25 protein-coding genes are annotated in these 24,446 nt (G+C 70.8%); 7 read left to right on the top strand and 18 right to left on the bottom strand.

Translation table 11 applies throughout. The features are described from left to right. Positions 1-12: 12 nt before the first annotated feature. The gene (locus ABD705_RS06460; protein WP_344781732.1) at positions 13-1,428 is read left to right on the top strand and encodes an aminopeptidase P family protein; all 1,416 of its coding nucleotides are present in this window, start codon (positions 13-15) and stop codon (positions 1,426-1,428) included. Positions 1,429-1,432: 4 nt separating this feature from the next. On the opposite strand, the gene ABD705_RS06455 is transcribed toward ABD705_RS06460, so the two are convergent. The 5 genes from ABD705_RS06455 to ABD705_RS06435 form a co-directional block, all read right to left on the bottom strand. Further along, the gene (locus ABD705_RS06455) at positions 1,433-2,152 is read right to left on the bottom strand and encodes an ABC transporter ATP-binding protein (protein WP_425562038.1); all 720 of its coding nucleotides are present in this window, start codon (positions 2,150-2,152) and stop codon (positions 1,433-1,435) included. Beyond that, complete coding sequence (locus tag ABD705_RS06450) at positions 2,149-3,909, bottom strand: branched-chain amino acid ABC transporter ATP-binding protein/permease (RefSeq protein ID WP_344781730.1); 1,761 nt, start codon at positions 3,907-3,909, stop codon at positions 2,149-2,151. Before ABD705_RS06450 ends, ABD705_RS06455 begins: the two co-directional genes overlap by 4 nt. A 1-nt stretch (position 3,910) precedes the next feature. Next, positions 3,911-4,786 carry a branched-chain amino acid ABC transporter permease gene (locus ABD705_RS06445; protein ID WP_344781728.1) on the bottom strand — a complete coding sequence of 292 codons (876 nt, stop codon included), beginning with the start codon at positions 4,784-4,786 and terminating at the stop codon, positions 3,911-3,913. Positions 4,787-4,867: 81 nt separating this feature from the next. Beyond that, positions 4,868-6,046 carry an ABC transporter substrate-binding protein gene (locus tag ABD705_RS06440; protein ID WP_344781726.1) on the bottom strand — a complete coding sequence of 393 codons (1,179 nt, stop codon included), beginning with the start codon at positions 6,044-6,046 and terminating at the stop codon, positions 4,868-4,870. Positions 6,047-6,251: 205 nt separating this feature from the next. Beyond that, positions 6,252-7,160 (bottom strand): YflT domain-containing protein, encoded by a 909-nt coding sequence (locus tag ABD705_RS06435; protein WP_344781724.1) that lies wholly within the window; start codon positions 7,158-7,160, stop codon positions 6,252-6,254. A 69-nt stretch (positions 7,161-7,229) separates the two neighbouring features. Between ABD705_RS06435 and ABD705_RS06430 the strand changes: the two genes are divergently transcribed. Genes ABD705_RS06430 through ABD705_RS06420 form a run of 3 tightly spaced genes read left to right on the top strand, consistent with a single transcriptional unit; the run spans position 7,230 to position 10,230 of the window. Further along, positions 7,230-8,522: a magnesium transporter gene (locus ABD705_RS06430; protein WP_344781722.1), complete on the top strand. Its 1,293-nt coding sequence runs from the start codon at positions 7,230-7,232 to the stop codon at positions 8,520-8,522. After that, positions 8,522-9,043 carry a DUF1003 domain-containing protein gene (locus tag ABD705_RS06425; protein WP_344781719.1) on the top strand — a complete coding sequence of 174 codons (522 nt, stop codon included), beginning with the start codon at positions 8,522-8,524 and terminating at the stop codon, positions 9,041-9,043. The genes ABD705_RS06430 and ABD705_RS06425 overlap by 1 nt, the downstream gene beginning before the upstream one ends. Positions 9,044-9,048: 5 nt before the next feature. Further along, positions 9,049-10,230, top strand: a complete 1,182-nt coding sequence (locus ABD705_RS06420) for an Mrp/NBP35 family ATP-binding protein (RefSeq protein ID WP_344782023.1) — start codon at positions 9,049-9,051, stop codon at positions 10,228-10,230. Between the two features lie 15 nt (positions 10,231-10,245). Here the strand turns inward: ABD705_RS06420 and ABD705_RS06415 are convergent, their stop codons facing one another. Beyond that, complete coding sequence (locus ABD705_RS06415; RefSeq protein WP_344781717.1) at positions 10,246-10,599, bottom strand: twin-arginine translocase TatA/TatE family subunit; 354 nt, start codon at positions 10,597-10,599, stop codon at positions 10,246-10,248. Positions 10,600-10,675: 76 nt separating this feature from the next. Here ABD705_RS06415 and ABD705_RS06410 point away from each other — a divergent pair, with 76 nt between their 5' ends. Then, a complete protein-coding gene (locus tag ABD705_RS06410) occupies positions 10,676-11,353 on the top strand; it encodes an O-methyltransferase (protein WP_344781715.1) in 678 nt (225 codons plus the stop codon). Positions 11,354-11,378: 25 nt separating this feature from the next. Here the strand turns inward: ABD705_RS06410 and ABD705_RS06405 are convergent, their stop codons facing one another. From ABD705_RS06405 to dapE, 3 genes are all read right to left on the bottom strand, one after another. Then, entirely contained in the window at positions 11,379-11,549 is a 171-nt protein-coding gene (locus tag ABD705_RS06405; protein WP_070409703.1) for a DUF3117 domain-containing protein, read from the bottom strand. Positions 11,550-11,634: 85 nt separating this feature from the next. After that, positions 11,635-12,855, bottom strand: coding sequence for a hypothetical protein (locus ABD705_RS06400; protein ID WP_344781710.1), 1,221 nt, complete (start codon positions 12,853-12,855; stop codon positions 11,635-11,637). Beyond that, the gene (dapE, locus tag ABD705_RS06395; RefSeq protein ID WP_344781708.1) at positions 12,837-13,913 is read right to left on the bottom strand and encodes a succinyl-diaminopimelate desuccinylase; all 1,077 of its coding nucleotides are present in this window, start codon (positions 13,911-13,913) and stop codon (positions 12,837-12,839) included. Before dapE ends, ABD705_RS06400 begins: the two co-directional genes overlap by 19 nt. Before the next feature lie 54 nt (positions 13,914-13,967). Between dapE and dapD the strand changes: the two genes are divergently transcribed. Beyond that, positions 13,968-14,921, top strand: a complete 954-nt coding sequence (gene dapD, locus ABD705_RS06390) for a 2,3,4,5-tetrahydropyridine-2,6-dicarboxylate N-succinyltransferase (RefSeq protein WP_344781706.1) — start codon at positions 13,968-13,970, stop codon at positions 14,919-14,921. Between the two features lie 15 nt (positions 14,922-14,936). Here dapD and ddaH read toward each other — a convergent pair whose 3' ends face one another. From ddaH to ABD705_RS06355, 7 genes are all read right to left on the bottom strand, one after another. Next, entirely contained in the window at positions 14,937-15,701 is a 765-nt protein-coding gene (gene ddaH / locus ABD705_RS06385; RefSeq protein ID WP_344781704.1) for a dimethylargininase, read from the bottom strand. Next, a complete protein-coding gene (locus ABD705_RS06380; RefSeq protein ID WP_344781702.1) occupies positions 15,701-16,999 on the bottom strand; it encodes a citrate synthase in 1,299 nt (432 codons plus the stop codon). The genes ddaH and ABD705_RS06380 overlap by 1 nt, the downstream gene beginning before the upstream one ends. Positions 17,000-17,107: 108 nt before the next feature. Further along, positions 17,108-18,211 carry a succinyldiaminopimelate transaminase gene (gene dapC, locus ABD705_RS06375; RefSeq protein WP_344781700.1) on the bottom strand — a complete coding sequence of 368 codons (1,104 nt, stop codon included), beginning with the start codon at positions 18,209-18,211 and terminating at the stop codon, positions 17,108-17,110. A 6-nt stretch (positions 18,212-18,217) separates the two neighbouring features. Next, positions 18,218-18,538, bottom strand: a complete 321-nt coding sequence (gene fdxA / locus ABD705_RS06370) for a ferredoxin (RefSeq protein ID WP_344781698.1) — start codon at positions 18,536-18,538, stop codon at positions 18,218-18,220. A gap of 9 nt (positions 18,539-18,547) precedes the next feature. Next, a complete protein-coding gene (locus ABD705_RS06365; protein WP_344781696.1) occupies positions 18,548-18,946 on the bottom strand; it encodes a histidinol dehydrogenase in 399 nt (132 codons plus the stop codon). 38 nt (positions 18,947-18,984) lie between these two features. Further along, positions 18,985-19,299 (bottom strand): AzlD domain-containing protein, encoded by a 315-nt coding sequence (locus tag ABD705_RS06360; protein WP_344781694.1) that lies wholly within the window; start codon positions 19,297-19,299, stop codon positions 18,985-18,987. Beyond that, complete coding sequence (locus tag ABD705_RS06355) at positions 19,296-20,060, bottom strand: AzlC family ABC transporter permease (protein ID WP_425562037.1); 765 nt, start codon at positions 20,058-20,060, stop codon at positions 19,296-19,298. Before ABD705_RS06355 ends, ABD705_RS06360 begins: the two co-directional genes overlap by 4 nt. 65 nt (positions 20,061-20,125) lie before the next feature. On the opposite strand from ABD705_RS06355, the gene ABD705_RS06350 reads away from it, so the two are divergent. Then, complete coding sequence (locus ABD705_RS06350) at positions 20,126-20,674, top strand: helix-turn-helix domain-containing protein (protein WP_344781692.1); 549 nt, start codon at positions 20,126-20,128, stop codon at positions 20,672-20,674. Positions 20,675-20,692: 18 nt separating this feature from the next. On the opposite strand, the gene typA is transcribed toward ABD705_RS06350, so the two are convergent. After that, positions 20,693-22,606 carry a translational GTPase TypA gene (gene typA, locus ABD705_RS06345; RefSeq protein ID WP_344781690.1) on the bottom strand — a complete coding sequence of 638 codons (1,914 nt, stop codon included), beginning with the start codon at positions 22,604-22,606 and terminating at the stop codon, positions 20,693-20,695. 139 nt (positions 22,607-22,745) lie between these two features. Then, positions 22,746-24,431, bottom strand: coding sequence for an ABC transporter family substrate-binding protein (locus ABD705_RS06340; RefSeq protein WP_344781688.1), 1,686 nt, complete (start codon positions 24,429-24,431; stop codon positions 22,746-22,748). Positions 24,432-24,446: the final 15 nt, after the last annotated feature.

Below are 24,446 nucleotides of genomic sequence, written 5' to 3'. Positions count from 1 at the left end.
GAGACTTGAGGCATGAGCACGACAGGCGACGCCCCCGCGGCCACGGCCGCCCCGCACAGCAGCAGCACGAACCGCAAGCAACCCTTCCCACAGGGCTTCTTGGACACCATCTCGACCGGGTGGGCGGCCCGCGCCGACGCCACGCCGGCCCGGCGCGAACAGGCTCCGTATGCCGCCGCGCGCCGCGCGAAGCTCTCGGCGCTGCTGCCCGGCAAGCGCCTGGTGATTCCGGCGGGCACGCTCAAGCAGCGCAGCAACGACACCGACTATCCGTTCCGTGCGCACGCCGCCTTCGCCCACCTGACCGGGTGGGCGGCGGATTCCGAGCCGGGTGCGGTGCTGGTGCTGGAGCCGACCGCGCACGGTCATGACGCGACGCTGTACTTCGCCGAGCGCGCCGACCGCACCACCGCCGAGTTCTATGGCGACGCGTCGATCGGCGAGTTCTGGATCGGCCCGCGCCCGGCGCTGGCCGCAGTGGGCGCCGACCTCGACCTGGCGACGGCGCACATCGACGAGTTCGCCGCCGGCGACGACGACCTCGTCCTCGACGAGAGCGCCGAGCTGACCCAGGCCGTGTCCGAGCTGCGCCTGGTCAAGGACGAGTACGAGCTGGCCCAGCTGCGCCTGGCGGTCGCCGTGACCGCGGAGGGCTTCGACGACATCGTCCGCGAGCTGCCGGCGGTCATCGCGCACCCGCGCGGCGAGCGCATCGTCGAGGGCGTCTTCCACCGTCGCGCGCGCAGCGACGGCAATGGGGAGGGCTACGACACGATCGCCGCATCCGGAGCGCACGCATGCTATCTGCACTGGACGCGCAACGACGGCGCCGTGGCGCCGGGCGACCTGATCCTGATCGACGCCGGCGTCGAGGTCGACAGCCTCTACACGGCCGACATCACCCGCACCATCCCGGTGTCGGGGCGCTTCACCGACGTGCAGCGCAAGGTGTACGAGACCGTGCGCGAGGCCGCGGACGCCGCGTTCGCGGTGGCGCGGCCGGGCATCACCTTCCGCACCGTGCACGAGACCGCGATGGCCGTGATCGCCCGGCGCACCGCCGAGTGGGGTCTGCTGCCGGTGACCGCCGAGGAGGCGCTGGACCCGGCCACCGGCGGCCAGCACCGCCGCTACATGGTGCACGGGACCAGCCACCATCTCGGCATCGACGTGCACGACTGTGCGCAGGCGCGTCGCGAGATGTACTACGACGGCATCCTGGCGCCGGGGATGGTGTTCACGATCGAGCCCGGCCTGTACTTCCAGATCGACGACCTCACGGTGCCGGCCGAGTACCGCGGCATCGGGGTGCGCATCGAGGACGACGTGCTGGTCACCGCCGACGGCGTGCAGAATCTGTCGGCCGCCCTTCCCCGCACAGCCGACGAGGTCGAGGACTGGGTGACCCGGCTCGCCCCGCGGGCGTAGGCCGCTATTCGATGCCCAGGTAGGCCTCGATGACCCGTTCGTCGGCCAGGAGCTGGTCGGCCGGGCCGGAGTGGGTGATCTCGCCGGTCTCGAGCACGTAGCCGTAGTCGGCCGCCGCCAGGGCCCTCCGGGCGTTCTGCTCGACCAGCACGACGGTCGTGCCGGTGGCGCGGATCTGCTCGATCACCGCGAACACGTCGTCGACGATCTTCGGCGCCAGGCCCATCGAGGGCTCGTCCAGCAGCAGCACGGCCGGTTCGGCGATGAGTGCGCGCGCGATGGCGAGCATCTGCTGCTCGCCGCCGGAGAGCGTGCCCGCCGGCAGCGCGCGCCGCTCGTGCAGCACCGGGAAGCGCTCGTACATGGCGGCGACGTTGCGGGCGCGGGTGCGGCCGCGGTGCCAGCCGCCCAGCGCGAGGTTCTCGGCGACGGTGAGGGTCGCCAGGATCTCCCGCCCCTCGGGCACCTGCGCAACACCGGCCCGCACCATCTTGTGCGCCGGCCAGCGAGTCACGTCCGTGCCGCGGAACCTGATCGTGCCGCGGCGCGGTCGCAACAGCCCTGCGACGGCGTTGAGGATCGAGGTCTTGCCGGCCCCGTTGGCGCCGACCAGCGTCACCAGGGCGCCCGCGGGCACCTCGAACGACACGCCGCGCACGGCGTCGACACGGCCGTAGCCCACCTGCAGGCCCTCGACCTGCAGGATCGGCTCGTCCGCGCTCACGACCCGACCTCCGGCTGGTCGGGGCCGGCCCCGGCGGGATCCAGCGTCGCGGTCAGGTCGGCGACGGCGCGCTCGGCGGCCCGCTCCCCCGGTCCGGTCGAGGCCGCGCCGAGGTAGGCCTGCAGCACGGCGGGGTCGCGGGCGATCTGCCCGGGCCGGCCGGCGGCGATGACCTCGCCGAAGTTGAGCACGATGATCCGGTCGCAGGTCTCCAGCATCATCCGCACGTTGTGCTCGATCACCAGGATGCCGAGGCCGTCGGCGGCAAGCGACCGGATCAGCTCGGAGAGCCGGCTCGCCTCGACCCGGTTCATTCCGGCGGCGGGCTCGTCCAGGACCAGCAGCGAGGGATGCGACGCCAGCGCACGGGCGATCTCGAGCCGGCGCTGGTCGCCGTAGGACAGCCCGCCCGCCGACGTCGCGGCCTTCTCGGCCAGGCCGACGCGCTGCAGCTGGAGTGAGGCCATCGCGATGGCGCGGCGCTCGTCCCGCCGCGCCGAGGGCAGGAAGATCAGCCGCCTGGCGGTGGTCGGCCGCGAGATGCGGTAGGCCCCGACGAGCACGTTCTCCAGCGCCGAGAGCCTGCTGAACAGTTTGATCTGCTGAAAGGTGCGGGCCACTCCGCGCGCGGCGAGCTGGTGCGGAGCCACCCGCGCGGTCAACGAGGTGCCCAGCACCGTGCCGCTTCCGGCGGTCGGCCGGGACAGCCCGGTGACCATGTTCACCAGTGTGGTCTTGCCGGCCCCGTTGGGGCCGATCAGCCCGAGCACCTCGCCGGCGTGCACCTGAAGGTCCACATCGTGCACGGCGCGCACGCCGCCGTAGGACTTGCCCAGGCCCGCCGCCGTGACCAGTTCGGTGCCGCGCTCCGGCAGCGGCGGCAGCTGCGGCAGCAAGGCGGGATCGGTCACGAGCGCGCCCGTCGAGCGCCGGCGCGGGATGAGCCCGGACAGCCCGCCGGGCAGGAACAGGATGACGGCCAGCAGCAGCACCCCCGAGATCAGCGGGCGGATCCAGCCGGCGTCGATGCCGATGCTCCGCTGCAGCTCGGGCAGCACGGTCAGAAACGCCCCGCCCAGCACCGGCCCGATGAACAGCGCCACGCCGCCGATCACGGCCATCACCAGCCCGTCCACCGCCGCGGTGAACGAGAACTCGTTCGGGTCGGCGAAGCGGGTGAAATAGCTGAACATCACGCCGTACAGCCCCGCGATGGCACCGGCCATGATGAAGGACATCATCCGATGCCAAGCGACGTTGATGCCCATCGAGCTGGCGGCCAGCTCGTCCTCGCGGACGGCGTCGAAGGCCCGGCCCAGGCGCGAGCCGGACAACCGCCAGAAGCAGAAGGCGACCACGGCCAGCGCGATCCAGGCGCTCCACGGGCCGACCAGCTTCGGAAAGGCCAGCCCCTGCGCGCCGTGGGTCCAGGTCTGATTGATCAAGAAGATGCGCACCATCTCGGCGAAGGCGAGCGTGGCGATGGCCAGGAACACGCCGCGCAGCCGCATCAGCGGCAGCCCGAGGATGAAGGCGGCGATCATGCCCACCACGACGCCGAACACGATGCCCACCAGCAGCGGTGGAACCACTCCGAACAGCGGCGCATCGGGCACCACCAGGGTCGAGGTGAACGCCGCGAGCGACGCGATGCCCAGCTGGGCGAGGCTGAGCTGCCCGGCCAGCAGCACTGCGTAGAAGCTGTAGGCGAGGATCGCGGCCAGGGCGACCAGCGCGATCAAGGACGAGGACAGCACGTCACACCTCCCGGATCTTCTTGGCGCCGAACAGTCCCTGGGGCCGCACCACGAGGATCAGGAACAGCAGTCCGAACGCGACCATGTCGCGCCAGCTGGTTCCGACGTAGTTGACGGCGAACACCTCTGCCAGCCCGAGCAGCAGCCCGCCCACGACGGCACCGGGCAGCGAGCCGAGCCCGCCGACGATGATCACCGCGAGCCCCTTCAGCTCGACGGCGTGGCCGATCCCCAGCTGTGCGGTGTTCACGTTGAGGGTGAACAGCACGCCGGCCGCGGCCCCCAGCGCCGATGAGATGGCGAAGGTGAGCGCGCTGACCCGGTTCACATTGATGCCCAGCACGGCGGCCGCGTGCGCGTTCTCCGAGATGGCGCGCATGCCCCGGCCCAGCTTGGACTTCGCGACCAGCCACGTCAGCAGCACCATCAGGCAGATGCTGATGATCAGGATGAGCAGCTGCAGCAGCGACACGCCGGCGCCGAGGAACTCGAAGCGCGTCTTCGGGAAGACGCTCGGGTCGAACCGGCTGGTGTCCGGGCCGTAGCGGGCCTGCAGCAGCGCGATGAAGATCGCGCCCAGCGCGATCGAGGAGATCAGCCCCGCGAAGTGCGCGTCGTGCCGGCCCTCCAGCGGCCGGAACGCGACCCGCTCGATGATCAGGCCCAGGATCGCTCCGACGACCATCACGATCGGCACCGCGGCCCAGATCGAGATGCCGGTGCGGGTGACCACTTCGATCCCGACCAGGGCGCCGGCCGAGAAGACCGCGGCGTGGGCCAGATTGAGCCGGTCCAGCACCCCGAAGACGAGGGTGTAGCCGACCGCGAACAAGGCGTAGATCGACCCGAGGAAGATCCCGTCCATCAGCTGCTGCATAGTGTGTTCCTCACCGAGACCGTGCGGGGCCGGTGCGCACCGGCCCCGCACGGCCGCCACCGCCGTCGCGGCGGCGGACGGTTACTTCAAGATCGTGAACTTGCCGTCTTTGATGACCTGGACCAGAGCCGTCTGCACGGCGTCCCGGTTCGAGTCGATGCTCATGTCGCCGAGCACCGTGGGCAGGTCCTTGACCTTGGACAGGTTGGTCTTGATGGCCTCGCGCTCACCCGAGCAGCCGATCCGCACGGCGTCGTCGATGACCTGCATGCCCGCATAGGCCTGCGCCGCGAACTGGTCCGGCGCCGCGTTGAACTTCGCCTGGTAGTCCTTCAAGAACTGCTGGTTCTGCGGGTTCTCGGAGGCCGAGTTCCAGGCGGCGCCGACGATGACGCCCTCTGCGGCGGCTCCGGCGCCCTTGATCAGCGCCGGCGAGTTGAAGCCGTTGCCGCCGACGATCGGAACCGTGATGCCGAGCTCGCGGGCCTGCGTGACCAGCGGGACGGCAGCGTCCAGCAGCGCCGAGACCACGATCGCATCGGGCTTGGCGTTCTTGACCTGGTCCAGCAGCGCATGGAAGTCGGTGTCGGTCTTGGAGAACTTGACGGTGTCGAGGATCTTCACACCGTCGGCGTCCAGCGCCGCCTTCATCGCCTGATAGCCCGATGTCGTGAACGCGTCGTCGTTGCTGTACATCAGCACGACGTTCTTCAGGGTGTGCGCGGCCACGGCGGCCTTGATCGTCTGTGGGATGACCGCGCCCTCGGTGAGCGAGTCGCGGAAGATGTAGTCGCCCAGCGCCGTGATGCCCTCCGCCGTGTTGGACACGCCCAGCACCGGCGTCTTCCCCTCCTGGGCGACCGGGTCGGTCTGCATCGCCGTGTTGGACAGCGTCGGGCCGATGATGACGCTGGAACCGTCCTGGACGAACTGCTCGAACAGCTGGATGCCCTGCTTGGGGTCGGTCTGGTCGTCTTCGACGGTGAGCTTGTACTTCACTCCCCCGGCCTTGTTCAGATTCTCCACGGCGAGCTCCACTGCGTTCTTCTGGCCCGCTCCGTACTGGGCCGCCGCGCCGGTGAGGCTGAACGCCGCGGCGACCGGCACCTCACCGCTGATGGTGCACGAACTCCCGGTGCCGGTGCCGACCAGAGTCCCCGCCTTCGCATTGCCGTCGCCGGCACCGGTGCCACTGCAGGCAGCGAGCATCAGAGCCAGCGCCGATATGCCGGCGCCCGCGAAAATTGCTGTACGACGCATGAGTCTCCTCTATCGAAAGGGTTCCGGCCGCCGCGCGCGAGACGACGCGGCCGGGCTGAGCGGAACCGACTGATCGCCTCGACCGGCATTGGTCGGTCAGACCAGATCGCACACATCGCGGTGGGCGATTCCTTTCGGCAGTATACCGATCGGCCCCCGCGCGCACGGAGCGCGCGTGCGCCGATAACCAGGCCTGACGGCCGGTTCACTCGTCGCGCTCGGGACCCGACTCCCCCGGATCGGCGTCCGGCTCACTGCCATGGGACGGCGCCGCACCGGCCGGCTCGTCGCCGGCGGCCCGGTCGGTCTCGCCGGGCTCGACAGTCGCTGTGCCGTCATCGGCCGTGCCGTTCTCGACGGGCGGCTTGGCCGTCGGTTCGGCCGGCGTGCCGGGGCGGGCCGCCGGCTGCGCGCCGGGCGCGGGCAGGCGCTGGCCGAACCGCGGGGGCTCGTCGGCGGCGGGGGTGTGCGACTCGGGCTGCGCCGGCGCCTCGTGCGGGTGCCCACCGTGACGGCCGTGATGGGCCGCGACCGCCGGCGGCACCGGCGCGCGTTCGCCGTACCGCGGCGGTTCGGCATCGACCCGCTCGCCGTATCGGGGCGGCCGCGTCGCGGCGTCGTCGGCGGTCGGCGGGCGCTGCGGACCCGGCGCCATCGGACCGAGCAGTTCGCGGGCGCGGTGGATGCTGGCCGGCAGCACCGTGACCTCGTAATGGTCGGCGACGACCTGCATCACGGACGCGAAGTCGCGGCGGCGCCGGATGATGGCGTACCCGCCGATGCTCACCAGCATCCCCAAGGCCACGCCGATGAACAGCACGCCGATGAAGACCGACACCTGCGCGGCGGGGTTGCCCAGTACGAAGATCGCCGAGAAGAACAGTCCCAGCAGCACGCCGTTGATCGCGCCCTGGCGTGCCGCGGTCGCGTAGCCCAGGCGCCCGGTGATCCGCTCGATCGACCGCAGCCCGGTGCCGACGATGGCGATGTCGCGGGCCGGCACGCCGCCGGCGATCAGCGCGGAGACGGCCTTCTGCGCGGCTTCGTAAGCAGGGAAGTCCGCGACGGTCTCCCCGACCTCTGCGCGTCCCGCTCCGCGCCCCGGCATGCTCATCAGACCATCTTGTCATGGCACCCGCATGCATTCCCTGATCGGCCGGAACCGGGCGGCTACGCTGGGAGCGTGAGCACGCAGAGGGTTTTCGTTGCGCGGCTGGCCGGGTGCACGGTCTTCGACCCCGCGGGCGACCGGGTCGGCCGGGTGCGCGATGTCGTCGTGATCTACCGCAAGGACGATCCGCCGCGCGTGGTGGGCCTGGTGGTCGAGATCCCCGGTCGTCGCAACGTGTTCCTGTCCATCGGCCGGGTCTCCTCGATAGCGATGGGCCAGGTGATCAGCTCGGGCCTGATCAACGTGCGCCGCTTCAAGCAGCGCGGCGGCGAAGTGCGCGTGGTGGCCGAGCTGCTCGGCCGCAGGGTCTACCTGCGGGACGGCTCCGGCCACGCCGTGATCGAGGATGTCGCCATCGAGCAGGACCGGCTGGGCGAGTGGGATGTCGGGCAGCTCTTCCTGCGCAAGCCCAAGACCAGCGCCTCGCCGTTCGCCAAGGGCGCGACGACGTTCGCGGACTGGTCGGACGTGCAGGAGCAGCAGCGGCCCGGCGAGGCGCAGTCCGCCGAGCAGCTGGTGGCGACCTACTCCGAGCTCAAGCCCGCCGACCTCGCCAACACGCTGCTGGATCTGCCCGACGAGCGGCTTCTCGAAGTCGCCGAGGAGCTGCCGGACGACCGGCTCGCCGACGCCCTGGAGGAGATGCCCGAGGACGACCAGCTGCACATCCTCGACCAGCTCGGCGACGAGCGCGCCGCCGACATCCTCGACGCGATGGAGCCCGACGACGCCGCCGACGTGCTGGGCCAGCTGCCCGAGAACCGCCTGGAGAAGCTGCTGGAACTGATGGAGCCGGAGGAGGCCGAAGACGTCCGGGCGCTGCTGAAGTACGGGCCGGACACCGCCGGGGGTCTGATGACCAGCGAGCCGATCGTGCTGCCGGCCGATGCCACCGTCGCCGAGGCGCTCGCGCTGATCCGCCGGCATGAGCTGCACCCGGCTCTGGCGGCTGCGGTGTTCATCACCCTGCCGCCGTACGAGACGCCCACCGGCCGGCTGCTGGGCACTGTGCACTTCCAGCGCATGCTGCGCTACCCGCCGCACGAGCGCCTGGGCGCCATCATCGACGACACCGTCGATCCGGTGCCGGTGACCGCCTCCGCCGCCGAAGTGGCCCGGCTGCTGGCCAGCTACAACCTCGTCTCGATGCCCGTGGTCGATCCGGCGCACCGCCTGGTGGGCGCGGTCAGCATCGACGACGTGCTGGACTACCTGCTGCCCGACGACTGGCGCTCGCAGGACTCCGACGCCGAGCCGACCGGTGACGTGCCCACCACCACCGCCAGCATCCCGAGGCGGATCTGATGGCGCGCGGCACGACGCGGCTGGATGCCCCGCGCGGGCGCCTCGGCATGCGCGCCCGCCCCAGCCAGCCCTCGCGCGACCGGTTCGGCCGATTCACCGAATGGGTCGCCCGGGCGATGGGCACGCCGAGCTTCCTCGCCCTGCTCACGCTGTTCTGCGTGCTGTGGCTGGCGTGGAACACCCTGGCCCCGAACCAGCTGCGGTTCGACTCCGCGGCGAACGGATTCACCGCGCTGACCCTGATGCTCTCGCTGCAGGCCTCCTACGCCGCACCGCTCATCCTGCTGGCGCAGAACCGCCAGGACGACCGCGACCGCGTGCAGATCGAGCAGGACCGCCAGCGCGCCGAGCGCAATCTCGCCGACACCGAGTACCTGGCCCGCGAGATCGTGGCCCTGCGATTGGCCCTGACCGAGCTGACCGGTGAGATCATGACACGAGAGACGTTGCGACAGGAGCTGAAGGCGATGCTGGATCAGGTCGGGGACCGGGAGGGCGACGCGCCCGGCGCGGCGTCGTGAGTGATCTGACCGCCGCGGTGCGCGAGGCGGTCGGGCAGGTCACCGATCCCGAGCTGCGCCAGCCCATCGCGGCGATGAACATGGTGCGCGAGGTGTCGGTCGACGATGCCGGCATCGCACACGTCCGGATCTCGCTGACGGTGGTGGGCTGCCCGATGTCCGAGCGCATCAATGCCGACGTCACCGCCGCTGCCGCCGCCGTCCCCGGCGTCACCGGGGTGCAGCTGCAGACCGGGGTGATGAGCCCGCAGGAGCGCGGCGAGCTGACCTCGCTGCTGCGAGGCAGTCGTGCCAGACGGGAGAACCCGTTCGCCGCCTCGACCCACACCCGCGTGGTGGCGGTCACCAGCGGCAAGGGCGGTGTCGGCAAGTCCACGCTGACGGCCAATCTGGCCGTCACGCTGGCCCGGACCGGGCTGCGCGTGGGGCTGGTCGACATGGATGTGCACGGCTTCTCCATCCCCGGACTGATGGGGCTGCTGGACGCACACGGCCACGCCCCGCATCCGACCCGCATCGACGACATGATCCTGCCGCCGATCGCGCACGAGGTGAAGACCATCTCGATCGGTATGTTCCTGCGCGCGGGGCAGGAGCGCGAGGCGGTCGCCTGGCGCGGACCCCTGCTGCACCGCACGGTGGCGCAGTTCCTGACCGACGTGTACTTCGGCGACGTGGACGTGCTGCTGCTGGACATGCCGCCGGGCACCGGCGACATCGCGATCACGGTGGGTCAGCTGCTGCCGGGCGCGCAGGTGCTGGTGGTGACCACGCCCCAGCAGGCGGCCGCGGACGTCGCGGTGCGCAGCGGCATGGTGGCCCGTCAGACCGGGCAGCAGGTGATCGGCGTCGTCGAGAACATGGCACCGCTGACGCTGCCCGACGGCACCGTGCTCGACCTGTTCGGTTCCGGCGGCGGCGCCGACGCGGCGCGCGCCCTGTCTGCGGACGGACCGGCGGTGCCGCTGCTGGCCTCGGTGCCGCTGAGCCCGGCACTGCGGGTCTGCGGCGACGCCGGCACCCCGATCGTCGTGGCCGCGCCGGACGAGCCGGCCGCCCAGGCGATCACGGCCCTGGCCGAGCGGATCACCCGGCTGCCGATGCCGGCCCCGGTCGCGCCGGTCGCCCGTCCGGGCGCACGCAACCTCGGCAGCACCGGAGTGCGTGCCGGCGCCGCTCGGGTGTAGCGGGCGGCTCCGGGCTCAGGTGGCCTCGGAGTCGAACGGCGGCACCGCATCCGGCTGGAACGACTGCGCGAGCGCGGGCTCGGCCGGCCGCGCCACGGCCGCGGCCGCGGCGGCCGGCGGGGTGTCATCCAGCAGCGCCTCCCGGATGATCCGGCGCGGGTCGTACTGGCGCGGGTCCAGCGTGCGCCAGTCGAGGTCGTTGCCGAGCTCGTCGTGCATGCGCTCCTTGGCGATGCCGAGCATCTCGCGGCCCTTCGTGACCGCCTGCGCGAGCATCGCGGCATACCTCGGCAGCTTTTCGGGTCCGAGCAGCAGCGCGGCGATCAACCCGATCACCACCAGCTTCTCGATCGTGAGCCCGAAGATCATGGTTTCAGGGTACCCGTCGCGCCTGTCGGTTCCGCGCATCCGACTGCCGTAGTCTGGGCGCCGGAGGTGCGCGCAGATGAGTGAGCACGATGCGAATCAGCGGTTCGTGCAGGAGGCGACGGCGGAACCCGACCACATCGCCCGGGCGCGCGCGCATGCGCTCGAGCTGGGTGCCGCACCGATCAGCCCGGCCGTGGGCGCGCAGTGCGCGGTGATCGCCGCGGCCAGCGGCGCACAGGCCATCATCGAGATCGGCACCGGCGCGGGCGTTTCCGGGCTGTGGCTGCTGCACGGCGCGCCCCGCGCGATCCTGACCACGATCGACAGCGAGCCCGAGCACCTCGGTGTCGCCCGCCAGTCGTTCGCCGAGGCGAAGATCCCCGCGGCGCGGGCGCGGTTCATCACCGGTCGCGCCGCCGACGTGCTGCCCCGCATGAACGAGGCCTCCTACGACATCGTGCTGGTCGACGCCGATCCGGAGGGTGTGATCGAGTACGTCGAGCACGGCCTGCGACTGGTCCGGCCCGGCGGCACCGTGCTGGTGCCGCGCGTGCTGGCCGGCGGCGCCGTGTCCGACCCGGTGCGCCGGGACCCGATCACCAGCGCCTACCGCTCGCTGATCCAGGAGACCCAGGCCTCACCCGCCGTGATCGGCGCGCTGTCGATCACCGGCGAGGGGCTGCTGCAGCTGACCACGGTACGCGAGGCTCCGGACGCGAAGACATCAGCGGCCGGTCTGCTGACCGGCCGCTGATGGCAGAACTGCGCAGTGTCGTGAACTAAGCGGTCACCACACCGCCGAGCACGTCGTGAAGCTCCTTCGCTTCTGCGTCATTGACGGAGACGACGAGGCGTCCGCCGCCCTCAAGCGGCACGCGGACGATGATCAGGCGACCCTCCTTCACAGCCTCCATCGGCCCGTCTCCGGTTCTCGGCTTCATGGCTGCCATCGTGGCTCCCTTTCGTCGCTGGTCTAGGCTGCAAGTTTACCGTGTGGCGGCGATCGGGGATAATCGGCCGTCACGCCGCGACCGGTCAGGGGATCTGCCAGAACGTATTCCCGACCGCGTACATGGTGTAGATCCACCACCACTGGCCCGCCAGGCACGCCGCCAGCATGACGAAGCGCCACACCCGCGAGCGCGGCACCACCGCGCCCCACAGCGGCGAGAGCGGCACCAGCAGCCGGAACAGGCTGGACTGCGGGAAGAACACGGCCAGCAGGTACAGCAGGTACGACGCCGACCAGAGCCGGATCTCCACGCCCAGCCGGCGCACCCGCCGCGCGAACAGCAGCGCCGCGGCGACCAGTGCCAGCAGCACGGCCAGCACCACATACCCGGCGGCCTCGCCCAGACCCCAGGTGCGCAGCCAGAACGCGGCGCCCTGCCAGAACGCCTGGAACGGCACGAAGCCGCCGGCCGCGCCGGCACCCCACCCTGCGCGCCAGCTCAGCTCGGTGGCCAGATACGCATCCGGCCTCCCGGTGACCGCGCCGGCGATCACCGGCCAGGACAGGCCGACCACTGCCGCCCACAGCCCCAGTGCCACGATGTGCAGCCCCTGTCGCAGGGGCAGCGGCTCGCGCCGCCGGATCAGCCAGCGGTGCACGCCGTGCAGCGCGAGCATCAGGGCGAATGCCAGCACCCCGGGCCGGGTGAATCCCATCAGCGGCACCAGCAGGTACAGCCACCCGTATCGGCGGCGCATCACCGCCCACAGCGCGAGGAACAGCCACAGCAGGAACAGCGACTCCGCGTACCCGATCTGGAAGATGGCTGCCAGCGGCGCCGACGCGAACAGCAGCACCGCCCAGGTGGCGACGGCCGCGCCCACCCGCGGCCGCAGCAGCGCATACAGCACCAGGGCCGCCAGGTAGCCGGCCACCAGCGAGATGCAGATCGCCGCCGGCTGCCAGCCGACGCCGGTCCCGCCCAGCAGCCGCGCCAGGTAGGGATAGACCGGCATGAACGCCCACTGATTCTGCACGACGGCGCCGGCATCGTCCACCTGCAGCGTGCTCGGGTAGCCGTGCACGGCGATGAACCAGTACCACTGCGCATCCCAGCCCATCAGCAGCGCGGGCACGCCCGGGTGCGCGCCGTAGCGCGACGCCGGAGTGGACAGCTGCGCCGCCGCGATGAAGAAACCCGTCGTGACCAGGCGCGAGAGCAGATACAGGATGCCGATGCGCACCGGGGCGGCAAGAGCGCGCCACGACCGTGCCGACACGCCGGTCAGCTCGGCGACAGCCACGCGCGCAGGCCCGCCTCCACCGCCGCGATCTGGGCGACGGGCACGCGCTCCTGGTCGTGGTGGGCCAGATGCGGGTCGCCGGGCCCGTAGTTGACGGCGGGGATGCCCAGCGCCGAGAAGCGCGCGACGTCGGTCCAGCCGTACTTCGGCCGCGGCCGCGCGCCGACGGCGGCCAGGAACTCCTGGGCCAGCGGCGCGTCCAGTCCCGGGCGCGCGCCGGCGGAGGCATCCACCTGCTCGACCTCGAATCCGGCGAACACGTTGCGCACGTGCTCGAGGGCTTCGGCCACGGTGTGGCTGGGGGCGAAGCGGTAGTTGACCTCGACCTCGCACGCGTCCGGGATGACGTTGCTGGCCACTCCCCCGGCGATGCGCACGGCGTTCAGGCCCTCGCGGTAGACGAGCCCCTCGACGGCGACCTCGCGCGGCCGGTACTCGGCCAGTCGCTGCAGGATCGGCGCGGCCTTGTGGATGGCGTTCTCGCCGATCCAGGCACGCGCGCTGTGCGCGCGCACGCCGGTGGTGCGCACCACGACGCGCAGCGTGCCGTTGCAGCCGCCCTCCACCTCGCCGTCGGAGGGCTCGCCGAGGATCGCGAAGTCGGCGGCGAACAGGTCGGGCCGGTTCTGGGCGAGGCGGTGCAGACCGTTCAGGTCGGCGGCGACCTCCTCGTGGTCGTACCACATCCAGGTGACGTCGATGCGCGGGTCGGTCAGCTCGGCGGCCAGCTTCAGCTGCACGGCCACCCCCGCCTTCATGTCGACCGTGCCCCGTCCCCACAGGTACGCTCCGGCGTCTTCGGTGACCAGGCGAGACGGGACGTTGGCATTGATCGGCACCGTGTCGATGTGCCCGGCGATGACCACCCGCTGCGGGCGGGAGCGATCGGTGCGCGCGACGATGGTGTCGCCGTCGCGGTGCACGCTCAGATGGTCCAGGCCCTGCACAGCGGCATGGACGGCGTCGGCCAGCGCCGTCTCGTCGCCCGAGACGCTCGGAATGTCGCACAGCGCCCGGGTCAGATCCAACGAGGTCGCAGACAGATCGAGCACCGGCATCCTCCGAGTCTAGTCAGGGGGCGCCTGCGCCTCCGGCACGCTACCGTGGGTGACATGACCCAGCAGCGGCATGTCTTCGGGACCGGTCTGTGCACCATCAGCTCGGACGGGACGGTGCTGGATGCCTGGTACCCGCATCCGCGCGTCGGCCATGCCGACGGCACCACGGTGGCCACCCGCGCCGCCGACCTGCAGTCCGCCGTCGGAGCCGACCCCCGCCGCGACGTGCGCACCGAGGTCGTCGAGCTGGAGATCGACCTGGACGAGGCGCCGGCCTCGACCGCCGACGCCTACCTGCGGCTGCACGCCCTGTCCTACCGGTTGGTGGTGCCGAACCGGCTGAACCTGGACGGCATCTTCGCCTTCCTGCCCACCGTCGCCTGGACCAGCGCGGGGCCGGTGCACCCGGATGCCGTCGCCCGACTGCGCCCGCAGCTGCGGCGCGCGGGCATCCAGATCCAAAGCCTGGACAAGTTCCCGCGCCTGACCGATTACATCGTCCCGGCCGGCGTGCGCATCGGCGACGCCGCGCGGGTGCGGCTGGGTGCCTACCTGTCCCCCGGCACCACCGTCATGCACGAGGGGTTCGTCAACTTCAATGCCGGCACCCTGGGGGCCTCGATGGTCGAGGGCCGCATCTCGCAGGGCGTGGTCGTCGGCGACGGCAGCGACGTCGGCGGCGGCGCGTCGATCATGGGCACGCTCTCGGGGGGCGGCACGCATCGCGTCTCGATCGGGCAGCGCTGCCTGCTGGGGGCCAACGCCGGCGTGGGCATCTCGCTGGGCGACGACTGCGTCGTCGAGGCGGGGCTGTATCTGACCGGCGGCACCAAGGTGCTGCTGGTCGACGAGCCGGCGCGCGCCGACGGCACGCGGCCGTCGGTCAAGGCGGCGGAGCTGTCCGGTCGCTCCGGCCTGCTCTACCGCCGCAACTCGCTCACCGGCGCCGTGGAGGCGCTGGGGCGCGCCGGGTCCGGCGTGACGCTGAACGAGGCCCTGCACGCCTGAGCGCGCCGAGTGCGCTCAGCCGCGCACCCGCACCGACAGGCAGGTGACGCACCCCTCGAGCTTCTCGAACTCGGTCACCGGCACCGCGACGACCTCCAGTCCCCGCGCGCGCAGCGCCGCGGCAGTGCCGGGTGCGGATGCCGAGATCAGCACGGTGTGCTCATCCAGCACCACGACGGCGCTGCCCTCCTCTTCGGGCATCGGCACGAACTCGTCATACACGGTCGGGTCGTCCACCAGCGGCTGGTAGCCGATGACGGCGCCGTCCGGCAGTGCGGTGGCTCCGGTCTTCAGATGCAGCACCTTCGTGATCGGCACCGCCACGACGCTCCACCCGTGCGGCTCCAGGATGGCCCGCAGCTGCGCGATGCCGTCCGCGTTCGTGCGCGAGGACAGGCCGACGTACACGGTGCGGCCGATCTTGAGCACGTCGCCGCCCTCGAGCGTGCCCGGGGCCGCGATGGCGGCGACCGTCAGCCCGGTGGCGGTCACCTGCGCACGGGCGCTGTCGATCTCGCCGCGCCGTGAAGACGCCCCCGGCCGCGTGATGACCGCGATGTCGTCGAAGACGACCACGACGTCCTCGACGAAGACTCCGTCCGGGTGCTCATCGGCGGCGGGCAGCGAGATGACGTCCCAGCCGCGCGAGCGGAAGGCCTCGACGTACCCCTCCCACTGCGCCAGCGCGAGCTGCGGGTCCGCGTCCACCCGCGGGCGGTGCGTCAGCTCGCCTTCGTTCAGGCGGGGTGAGGGGCGGCGCACCAGCAGGCGCCGCGGCATCACTGCGCTCCGGGGTAGTTGCGCTCGGCGGCGCCGATGTACAACTGCTGCGGGCGGCCGATCTTGGTCTGCGGATCGTTCACGGCCTCGCGCCACTGCGCCAGCCAGCCGGGCAGCCGGCCGATCGCGAACAGCACCGTGAACATGCGGGTCGGGAATCCCATGGCCTTGTAGATCACGCCGGTGTAGAAGTCGACGTTCGGGTAGAGCTTGCGCTCCATGAAGTAGTCGTCGCCCAGCGCGATCTCTTCGAGCTGCTTGGCCAGGTCCAGCAGCGGATCCTGGATGCCCAGCTCGGTGAGCACCTCGTCGGCCGACTCCTTGACCAGCTTGGCGCGCGGGTCATAGTTCTTGTAGACGCGGTGCCCGAAGCCCATCAGCTTCACGCCGTCTTCCTTGTTCTTGACCCGCTCGACGAAGCGCTGCACGCTCTCACCGGAGTCGCGGATGCGCGCCAGCATCGCGAGCACGGCCTCGTTGGCTCCGCCGTGCAGCGGGCCGTACAGGGCGTTGATGCCCGCCGAGATGGACGAGAACTGGTTGGCGCCGGTCGAGCCGACCAGGCGCACCGTGGAGGTGGAGGCGTTCTGCTCGTGGTCCTCGTGCAGGATCAGCAGTCGCTCCAGCGCCCGCGACATCACCGGGCTGACCTGATACTCCTCGGAGAGCACGCCGAAGTTGAGCTTGAGGAAGTTGTCGACGAAGCTCAGCGAGTTGTCCGGATAGAGGAATGCCTGGCCGACGCTCTTCTTGTGCGCGTAGGCGGCGATCACCGGGAGCTTGGCGAGCATCCGGATGTTGTTCAGCTCGACGTGCTCGGGGTTGTGCGGGTCGGACTGGTGCTCGTAGTAGGTCGACAGCGCCGAGACCGCCGAGGACAGCACCGACATCGGGTGCGCGGTGTGCGGCAGCGCCGAGAAGAACCGCTTGAGGTCCTCGTGCAGCAGCGTGTGCCGGCGGATGCGCTCGTCGAAGTCGGTCAGCTCGCCGGCGCTGGGCAGCTCGCCGTACAGCAGCAGCCAGGCCACCTCGAGGTAGGAGCTGTTCTTGGCCAGCTGTTCGATCGGGTAGCCGCGATAGCGCAGGATGCCGGCGTCACCGTCGATGTAGGTGATCGCCGACTTGGTGGCGGAAGTATTGACGAACCCGTAGTCCAGCGCGGTGTGACCGGTGAGCTTGGTCAGCGACGAGATGTCGATGCTCGGATTGCCGTCGGTGGGCTGGAGCACCGGCAGTTCGGCGGTGCGGTCGCCGATCGTCAGGGTGGCGGTCTCCGGCTGTGCTCCCGCGTCGGTCACGGCGCCTCCTTGCGATTGAAGTCATCCAGGGGTTCGCCATACAGCCTATCCCGCACCCTGGCCTACTGAGACAACGGCCAAAGGATGCCCGGATCGGTTGGCGGCAGGCTATGAACGCAGCCGCTCGGCCGCCGCCTGCACGCGATCGTCGGGTGCCGTCAGCGACAGCCGGATGTGCTGCGGGAAGTGTGGGCCGTAGAAATGCCCGGGGCCGGCGAGTATGCCCAGCTCGGCCAGTCGCCGCATGCTCTGCCACGCGTCCTGGCCCTCGGTGGCCCACAGATACAGGCCGGCTTCGCTGCCATCCACCCGGAATCCGGCGGCTTCGACCGCGGGGCGCAGGATCGCGCGGCGACGCCGGTAGGTCTCCTTCTGCGCCACGACGTGCGCATCGTCGCCCAGCGCGGCGACCATCGCCGCCTGCACGGGCGCGGGCACCATCAGGCCCAGGTGCTTGCGGGCGGCGAGCAACCGGGCCACCAGCGCCGCGTCACCGGCGAGGAAGGCCGCACGATAGCCGGCGAGGTTGGACTGCTTGCTCAGCGAGTACACCGACAGCACGCCGGCCGCCTCGGCGCCGGCCGCGCGCGGGTCGAGCACCGAGGGGATCGGCTCGGTGTCCCAGGGGGCATCCCAGCCCAGCTCGGCGTAGCACTCGTCGCCGGCGATGACGGCACCGATCTCGCGCGCCCGTGCGACGGCCTGCTGCAGCGATCGGATGTCGCGGACCCGCCCGTCCGGATTGCCGGGGCTGTTGATCCAGACGAGCTTCGCCCCGGCCGGCCAGTCGGCCGGGTCGTCGGCGGCCAGCGGGGTGGCGCCCACCAGCCGTGCCCCGACCTCGTAGGTCGGGTAGGCCGCACGCGGGTGCACGACGATGTCGCCCGGGCCCAGTCCCAGCAGCAGCGGCAGCAGGGCCACCAGCTCCTTCGAGCCCACCGTGGGCAGCACCTGATCCGGAGTCAGTGCCGGCACCCCGCGGCGCCGTGCGTACCACCGGGCGATGGCGCCGCGCACCTCGGGCGTGCCGGCGGTCTGCGGGTAGGCGTGCGCGTCGGTGGCGTCGGCCAGCGTCCGGCGCACCAGATCGGGGGTGGCATCCACCGGCGAGCCGATGGACAGGTCCACGATGCCGCCCGGGTGCGCACGGGCGATCTCTGCCAGCGGCGCGACCGCGTCCCAGGGGTAGTCGGCCAGGTCGGCGACGCCCATGCCGAATCAGGCGCCCTGTGGCGGCAGCGCCGCCACGATGGGGTGATCCTTGTGCAGCACGCCGATCTTGGCGGCCCCGCCGGGCGAGCCGAGGTCGTCGAAGAATTCGACGTTCACCTTGTAATAGTCGGCCCACTCCTCGGGCAGGTCGTCTTCGTAATAGATCGCTTCGACCGGGCACACTGGCTCGCAGGCGCCGCAGTCCACGCACTCGTCGGGGTGGATGTACAACGAGCGTTCGCCCTCGTAGATGCAGTCCACGGGGCATTCGTCGACGCACGCGCGGTCTTTCACATCCACACACGGGAGGGCGATCACATATGTCACGGCGCCAGTCTAGTTGCCCGGGCGGCGGCGGGCGGCGGAAAGATCGGGCCACGCCACGGTGATCGTGATCGCCAGGACGAGGCCGATCCCCCACACCAGGCCGAGATTGACCCCGCCCAGCTCGTCGAGCCCGCCGCTGGGCACCAGCACCGACCCGCCCGGCCCGTCGCCGAAGAACATCACCGTCGCCGCCAAGGCCCCGACGCCGCCGACCAGCGCCGTCCAGCGGTCGACGGTCAGCGTCCGCATCGCCACCAGGAGGGCCGCGATGCCGACCAGGGCCAGGATCACCCCCACCGGCACCGGCCCGAGCCGGTAGGCGTGCGCGATCGTGCCGGCAGTGCCGTAGACCGCGCCGATGACGAGTGCGACCAGCCAGGTCAGCGCGCGCACGAGAGGGGATTTCACGGCGTCAGTCTACGGCGCGGCGACGTGACACACCGGCGCTACGCCGCCCAGCCCCATAGCCGCAGCAGCGCCGCCACGAGGGCTGCGGCGGCCACCACGACCAGGAACGGCGCGCGGATCAGGAGCAGTCCGGCAGCGACCGCCAGTGCGGGCACCCGGGCGTCGAGTGTGACCGCCTGCCCGGCGCCCAGCGTCTGCACCGCGACGAGGGCCGCCAGCAGCGCGACCGTGAGCAGATCGGCGATGCGCGCGGGCCGCGGCGCCTGCACGACGCGGCCCGGGATCAGGTATCCGAGGGTCTTCAGCGCGACGCAGCCGATGGCCGCCACCAGCACGGCATTCCATAGCGTCACGGCAGGCCCTCCCGCTCCGGCAGGTCGTCGGGATCGCTCGGCGCGGCGTCCCCGCGGCCCAGCCAGTTGAACCAGCCGACCAGCAGCGCCACGACGGCCGCCAGCAGCACCGGCAGGCCCGGCATCATCACCGGCGTCAGCGCCGCGGCCACGACCGCCGCGGCGATGCCCACGGCGATGGCCTGGCGGCGCCGCAGCCGCGGCCACAGCAGTGCCAGGAAGGCGGCCGCTGCCGCGGCATCCAGCCCATAGGCCCGTGGATCGCCCAGCACGTCGCCCAGCAGCGCCCCGGCCAGCGTCGTGAGGTTCCAGCCGAGGTAGATCCCCAGGCCCGTCAGCCAGAAGCCGAGCAGGCGGGCGCGGGAATTCGTCTGCCCCAGCGCGACGGCGGTGGACTCGTCGATGGTCAGCATCGCGGCGGCGGCGCGCCTGAACAGCCCGCCGCCGATGATCGGCGACATCCGCATGCCATAGGCGATGTTGCGCACGCCCAGCAGCGCCGCGGAGGCGATCGCCGACGGCGCTGCGGCAAGCCCGCCGCTGCCGATGACGCCGATGAACGCGTACTGCGACCCGCCGGTGAACATCACCAGGCTCAGCACGCAGGCCTGCCAGATGTCCAGTCCGGATGCCGTCGCCAGCGCCCCGAACGAGATGCCGTATGCGCTGGTGGCCACGGCGACGCCCAGCGCCGAACGCACCACCATCCGACGGGCGAGCGCATCCGCCGCGTCGGCGGGTGTTCGATGCAGCGAACGCATGATGATCATTGTGAACGTAAGCTGCGGTGTTATCAAACCGAACGATCGTTTGCCATACTGAACAGATGGAGTCCCTCGGCGCCCGCATCGCGGCGGCTCTGCGCCGTGAGCGCGAAGGGGCCGGACTGTCTGTGTCCGAGCTCGCCCGCCGGGCCGGGATCTCCAAGGCCACCGTGTCGCAGCTGGAGGGCGGCACGGGCAACCCCAGCGTCGAGACGCTGTGGGCGATCGCGACCACCCTTGGCGTGCCGTTCGCGGTGTTCGTCGACGACGACGAGCCGGCCACGACGCTCGTGCGCGCACGGACCGGCGCCCCGGTGCCCTCCGAGCTCGCGCCCTATTCTGCGACGCTGCTGACGGCCAGTCCCCCGCAGGCGCGGCGCGACCTGTACCTGATCCGCGCCGAACCCGGCGGCATCCGCGAATCGGCACCGCACACCCGCGGCACGACCGAGTACGTCCTGCTGATGACCGGCGCCGCACGCGTCGGCCCGGCCGACGCGCCGGTGCTGCTGGCGCCGGGCGACTTCCTGTCCTACCGCGGCGACGCACCGCACGTGTTCGAGGCGCTGCAGCCGGGCACCACCGCGGTCCTGCTCTCCGAACTGCGCTGAGGCGCGGCAGCGGCGGGGCTAGACCGCGGCGTCCTGGCGCTTCAGCCGTGCCGTGGCGCGGGCGCGGTCGCTGCCGATCAGGCTCACCTTGCGGATGCGCACCATCTCGGGTGTCACCTCGACGCACTCGTCATCGCGGGCGAACTCCAGGCTCTCCTCCAGCGACAGCTGACGCGGCGGCGTCATCGACTCGAACGTGTCCGAGGTCGAGGAGCGCATGTTGGTGAGCTTCTTCTCCTTGGTGATGTTCACGTCCATGTCGTCGCTGCGCGAGTTCTCGCCGATCACCATGCCCTCGTAGACCTCCTGCGTCGGCTGGACGAAGAAGCTCATCCGCTCCTGCAGGGCGATCATCGCGAACGGGGTGACCACGCCGGAGCGATCGGCCACGATCGACCCGTTCTGGCGGGTGACGATCGAGCCCGCCCACGGCTCGTAGCCGTGCGCGATGGCGTTGGCGATGCCGGTGCCGCGGGTGGTCGTGAGGAACTCGGTGCGGAACCCGATCAGGCCGCGCGAGGGGACGATGAACTCCATCCGCACCCAGCCGGTCCCGTGGTTGGTCATCCCCTCCATGCGGCCCTTGCGGCCTGCCAGCAGCTGCGTGATGGCACCCAGGTACTCCTCGGGCGCGTCGACGGTCAGCTGCTCGAACGGCTCGTGCGTCTTGCCGCCGATCTGCTTGGTGACCACCTGCGGCTTGCCGACGGTCAGCTCGAAGCCCTCGCGGCGCATGTTCTCGACCAGGATGGCCAGCGCCAGCTCGCCGCGGCCCTGCACCTCCCAGGCATCCGGCCGCCCGATGTCGACGACCTTCAGCGACACGTTGCCGATCAGCTCGCGCTCCAGCCGGTCCTTGACCATGCGGGCGGTGAGCTTGTGGCCGCGGACCTTGCCCATCAGCGGCGAGGTGTTCGTGCCGATCGTCATCGAGATCGCCGGGTCGTCGACGTGGATGAACGGCAGCGGACGCACATCGTCCGGGTCGGCGATGGTCTCGCCGATCGTGATGTCCTCGAACCCGGCGATGGCCACGATGTCGCCCGGGCCGGCCGACTCGGCCGGGTAGCGCTCCAGCGCCCGGGTCTTCAGCAGCTCGGTGATGCGCGCGTTCGCGTGCGATCCGTCGTGGCGCACCCAGGCGACCGTCTGGCCCTTGCGCAGCGTGCCGCTGAACACGCGCAGCAGCGCCAGCCGGCCCAGGAACGGGCTGGAGTCCAGGTTCGTCACCCAGGCCTGCAGCGGCGCCTCATCGTCGTAGGAAGGCGCCGGCACGTGCTCCAGGATCGCCTGGAACAGCGGCTCCAGGTCGGCGTTGTCCGGCAGTGTGCCGTTGGCGGGACGATTGCGCGAAGCCGCGCCGGCGCGCCCGCTGGCGTAGACCACCGGCACGTCCAGCAGGGCGTCCACATCCAGGTCGGGCACGTCGTCGACCAGGTCCGAGGCGAGCCCCAGCAGCAGGTCCTGCGCCTCGGCCTCGACCTCGGCGATGCGGGCGTCCGGACGATCGGTCTTGTTGACCGCGAGGATCACCGGCAGCTTCGCCTCCAGCGCCTTGCGCAGCACGAAGCGGGTCTGCGGCAGCGGGCCTTCGGAGGCATCCACCAGCAGCACCACGCCGTCGACCATCGACAGGCCGCGCTCGACCTCGCCGCCGAAGTCCGCGTGACCGGGCGTGTCGATCACGTTGATCGTGACGGGGCCGGCGGTGGCATGGATGCCGTTGTAGGTGATCGCCGTGTTCTTGGCGAGGATCGTGATGCCCTTCTCGCGCTCCAGGTCGTTGGAGTCCATCGCGCGCTCCTCGACGTGCGCGTGCTCGCCGAATGAGCCGGTCTGCCGCAGCATGGCGTCCACCAGCGTCGTCTTTCCGTGGTCGACGTGGGCGACGATCGCGACATTTCGCAGATCGGAACGGTGGGCGATTGCCATGGGCGAAGGCACCTTTCGGTGGGAAGAAGGGAGGCGGGGGCATGTCGCGGTGCGGCAGAAAACGCAGAAAGGCGCCCGCCCCGGCTCCGATTCTACCGGAGTCGGGGCGGGCGCCCCTTCAGCGCTCGCTCAGGGAGGGCTACTTGGTGAAGCCGACCTGCGTCCAGTCGGTGGACATGAACGTCGCCGGACCGTAGTTGGCGAGGTTGCCGTCGACGACGAACACGTTCGGGTACGGGTAGATCGGCAGGAACGGCACGAAGCCGGCGATGACGTCGTTGATCTGGTCGGCGATCTTCAGACGCTTGGCCGGGTCGAGCTCGGAGTTGGCCTGCTTCCACAGGTCACCCAGCTTCTCGTCCGTGACGTACGCGAAGTTCTGACCGTTGCCGCCCGGCTTGCCGGCCGGGTAGAACAGCGACTCGCTCGAGCTGATCGGGAACAGGGTGCCCTGCCATCCGAACGTGGCCATCTCGTACTTGCCGGCCATGATGTTGGTGAAGTAGTCGGCACTGGGCACCTCGTCCAGCGTGACCGGGATGTCGATCTTCTTCAGCGACGACTGGATCTGCTGGGCGCGCAGCTCGTTGGACTTGGTGCCCTGCGGAACGATGACCGAGAGCTTGAGCTCCTTGCCGTCCTTGGTCCACTTGCCGTCGGCGTTTGCCCAACCGGAGTCGGTCAGCAGCTTCTTGGCCGCGTCCAGGTTGTAGGGCAGCAGCTTGTCGACGGTGTCGACGTAGCCCTTCTGGCCGGGCATGAAGATCCAGTTGCCGTCGGTGGTGGCCTTGACGCCGAGTGGCTCGTTGGCCGTCTTGGCGATCAGCTCACGGTCGATCGACTGCGAGATCGCCTTGCGGACGTTGACGTCGTCCAGCGGCGCCTGCAGGCCGTTGAAGGTCACCTGCGAGTACGTCACGCCACCGGAGCTGAGCGCCTTGGCACCCGACTTCTTCAGCGCCGCGGTGTAGGTGTCCACATCCTGAGCCTCAACGGCGTTGAGCTCGTTGTTGGCGAATGCCTGGGCCTGCGAGTCCTGTCCGGTCACGGTCCAGTTGATCGCGTCGAGCTTCGGAGTGTCGCCCCACCACTTCGGGTTGGGCGTCTCGGTGTAGATCTTCGCGTTGTTGTCGATCTTGCTCATGATGAACGGGCCCGAGGACGGCAGCGGCTTCGTGGTGAAGCTCGCCCACTTCGCCGGGTCGCTGGCGATCTCCGCCGGCACGGCCGCGGTGCCGATCAGGGCCTGCCAGTCCGCGTACGGCTCGTTGAAGACGATCTTGAACTCGTAGTCGCTGACGACCTCGAAGCTCGAGACCTGGTCGAAGCCGGCCGACGAGGCGATGTTGAACTTGGTGTTCTTGCCCGACAGCGCCGCGTACGTGGCCTGGTAGTCCTTGGCCGTCAGCGGGGAGCCGTCCTCCCAGACGGCCTTCTGGTTCAGCTTGACGTCGATGGTCTCCGGCGACTTGCTGGTCAGTTCCACGCTCTCCGCGTAGTTCGGGTCGACCTCGACGGCACCGTCCTTGGTGGCCTTCAACGGCGCGCCCATCAGCGGCGCCGTGATGTCGACGACCGGCACGTTGGCGCCCTGCGTCGTGTTGATGTTCCAGTTGCCCTCGTCGGTGCCGCTGGACAGTGCGGCGAGGTTGAGGGTTCCGCCCTGCTGCAGGCTGGATGCCGGCACCGGCGTCCAACCCACGAGCGGAAGCTGGGGAGCTTCGCTGCTGGTCGGCTTCGCGTTGGGCTGGGCGCAGCCGGCCAGCGCAAGGCCGGCAGCGCTGAGCACCGCGACTGCCGCGAGTGCTGTGGTTCTGCGGTTCATGAGCTTCCTCTTCTT

It is taken from the genome of Microbacterium kribbense (assembly GCF_039537285.1).
Taxonomy (GTDB): Bacteria; Actinomycetota; Actinomycetes; order Actinomycetales; family Microbacteriaceae; genus Microbacterium; species Microbacterium kribbense.
The sequence above is the reverse complement of the archived record's forward strand: the minus strand, read 5'-3'. Positions and strand labels throughout refer to the sequence as shown.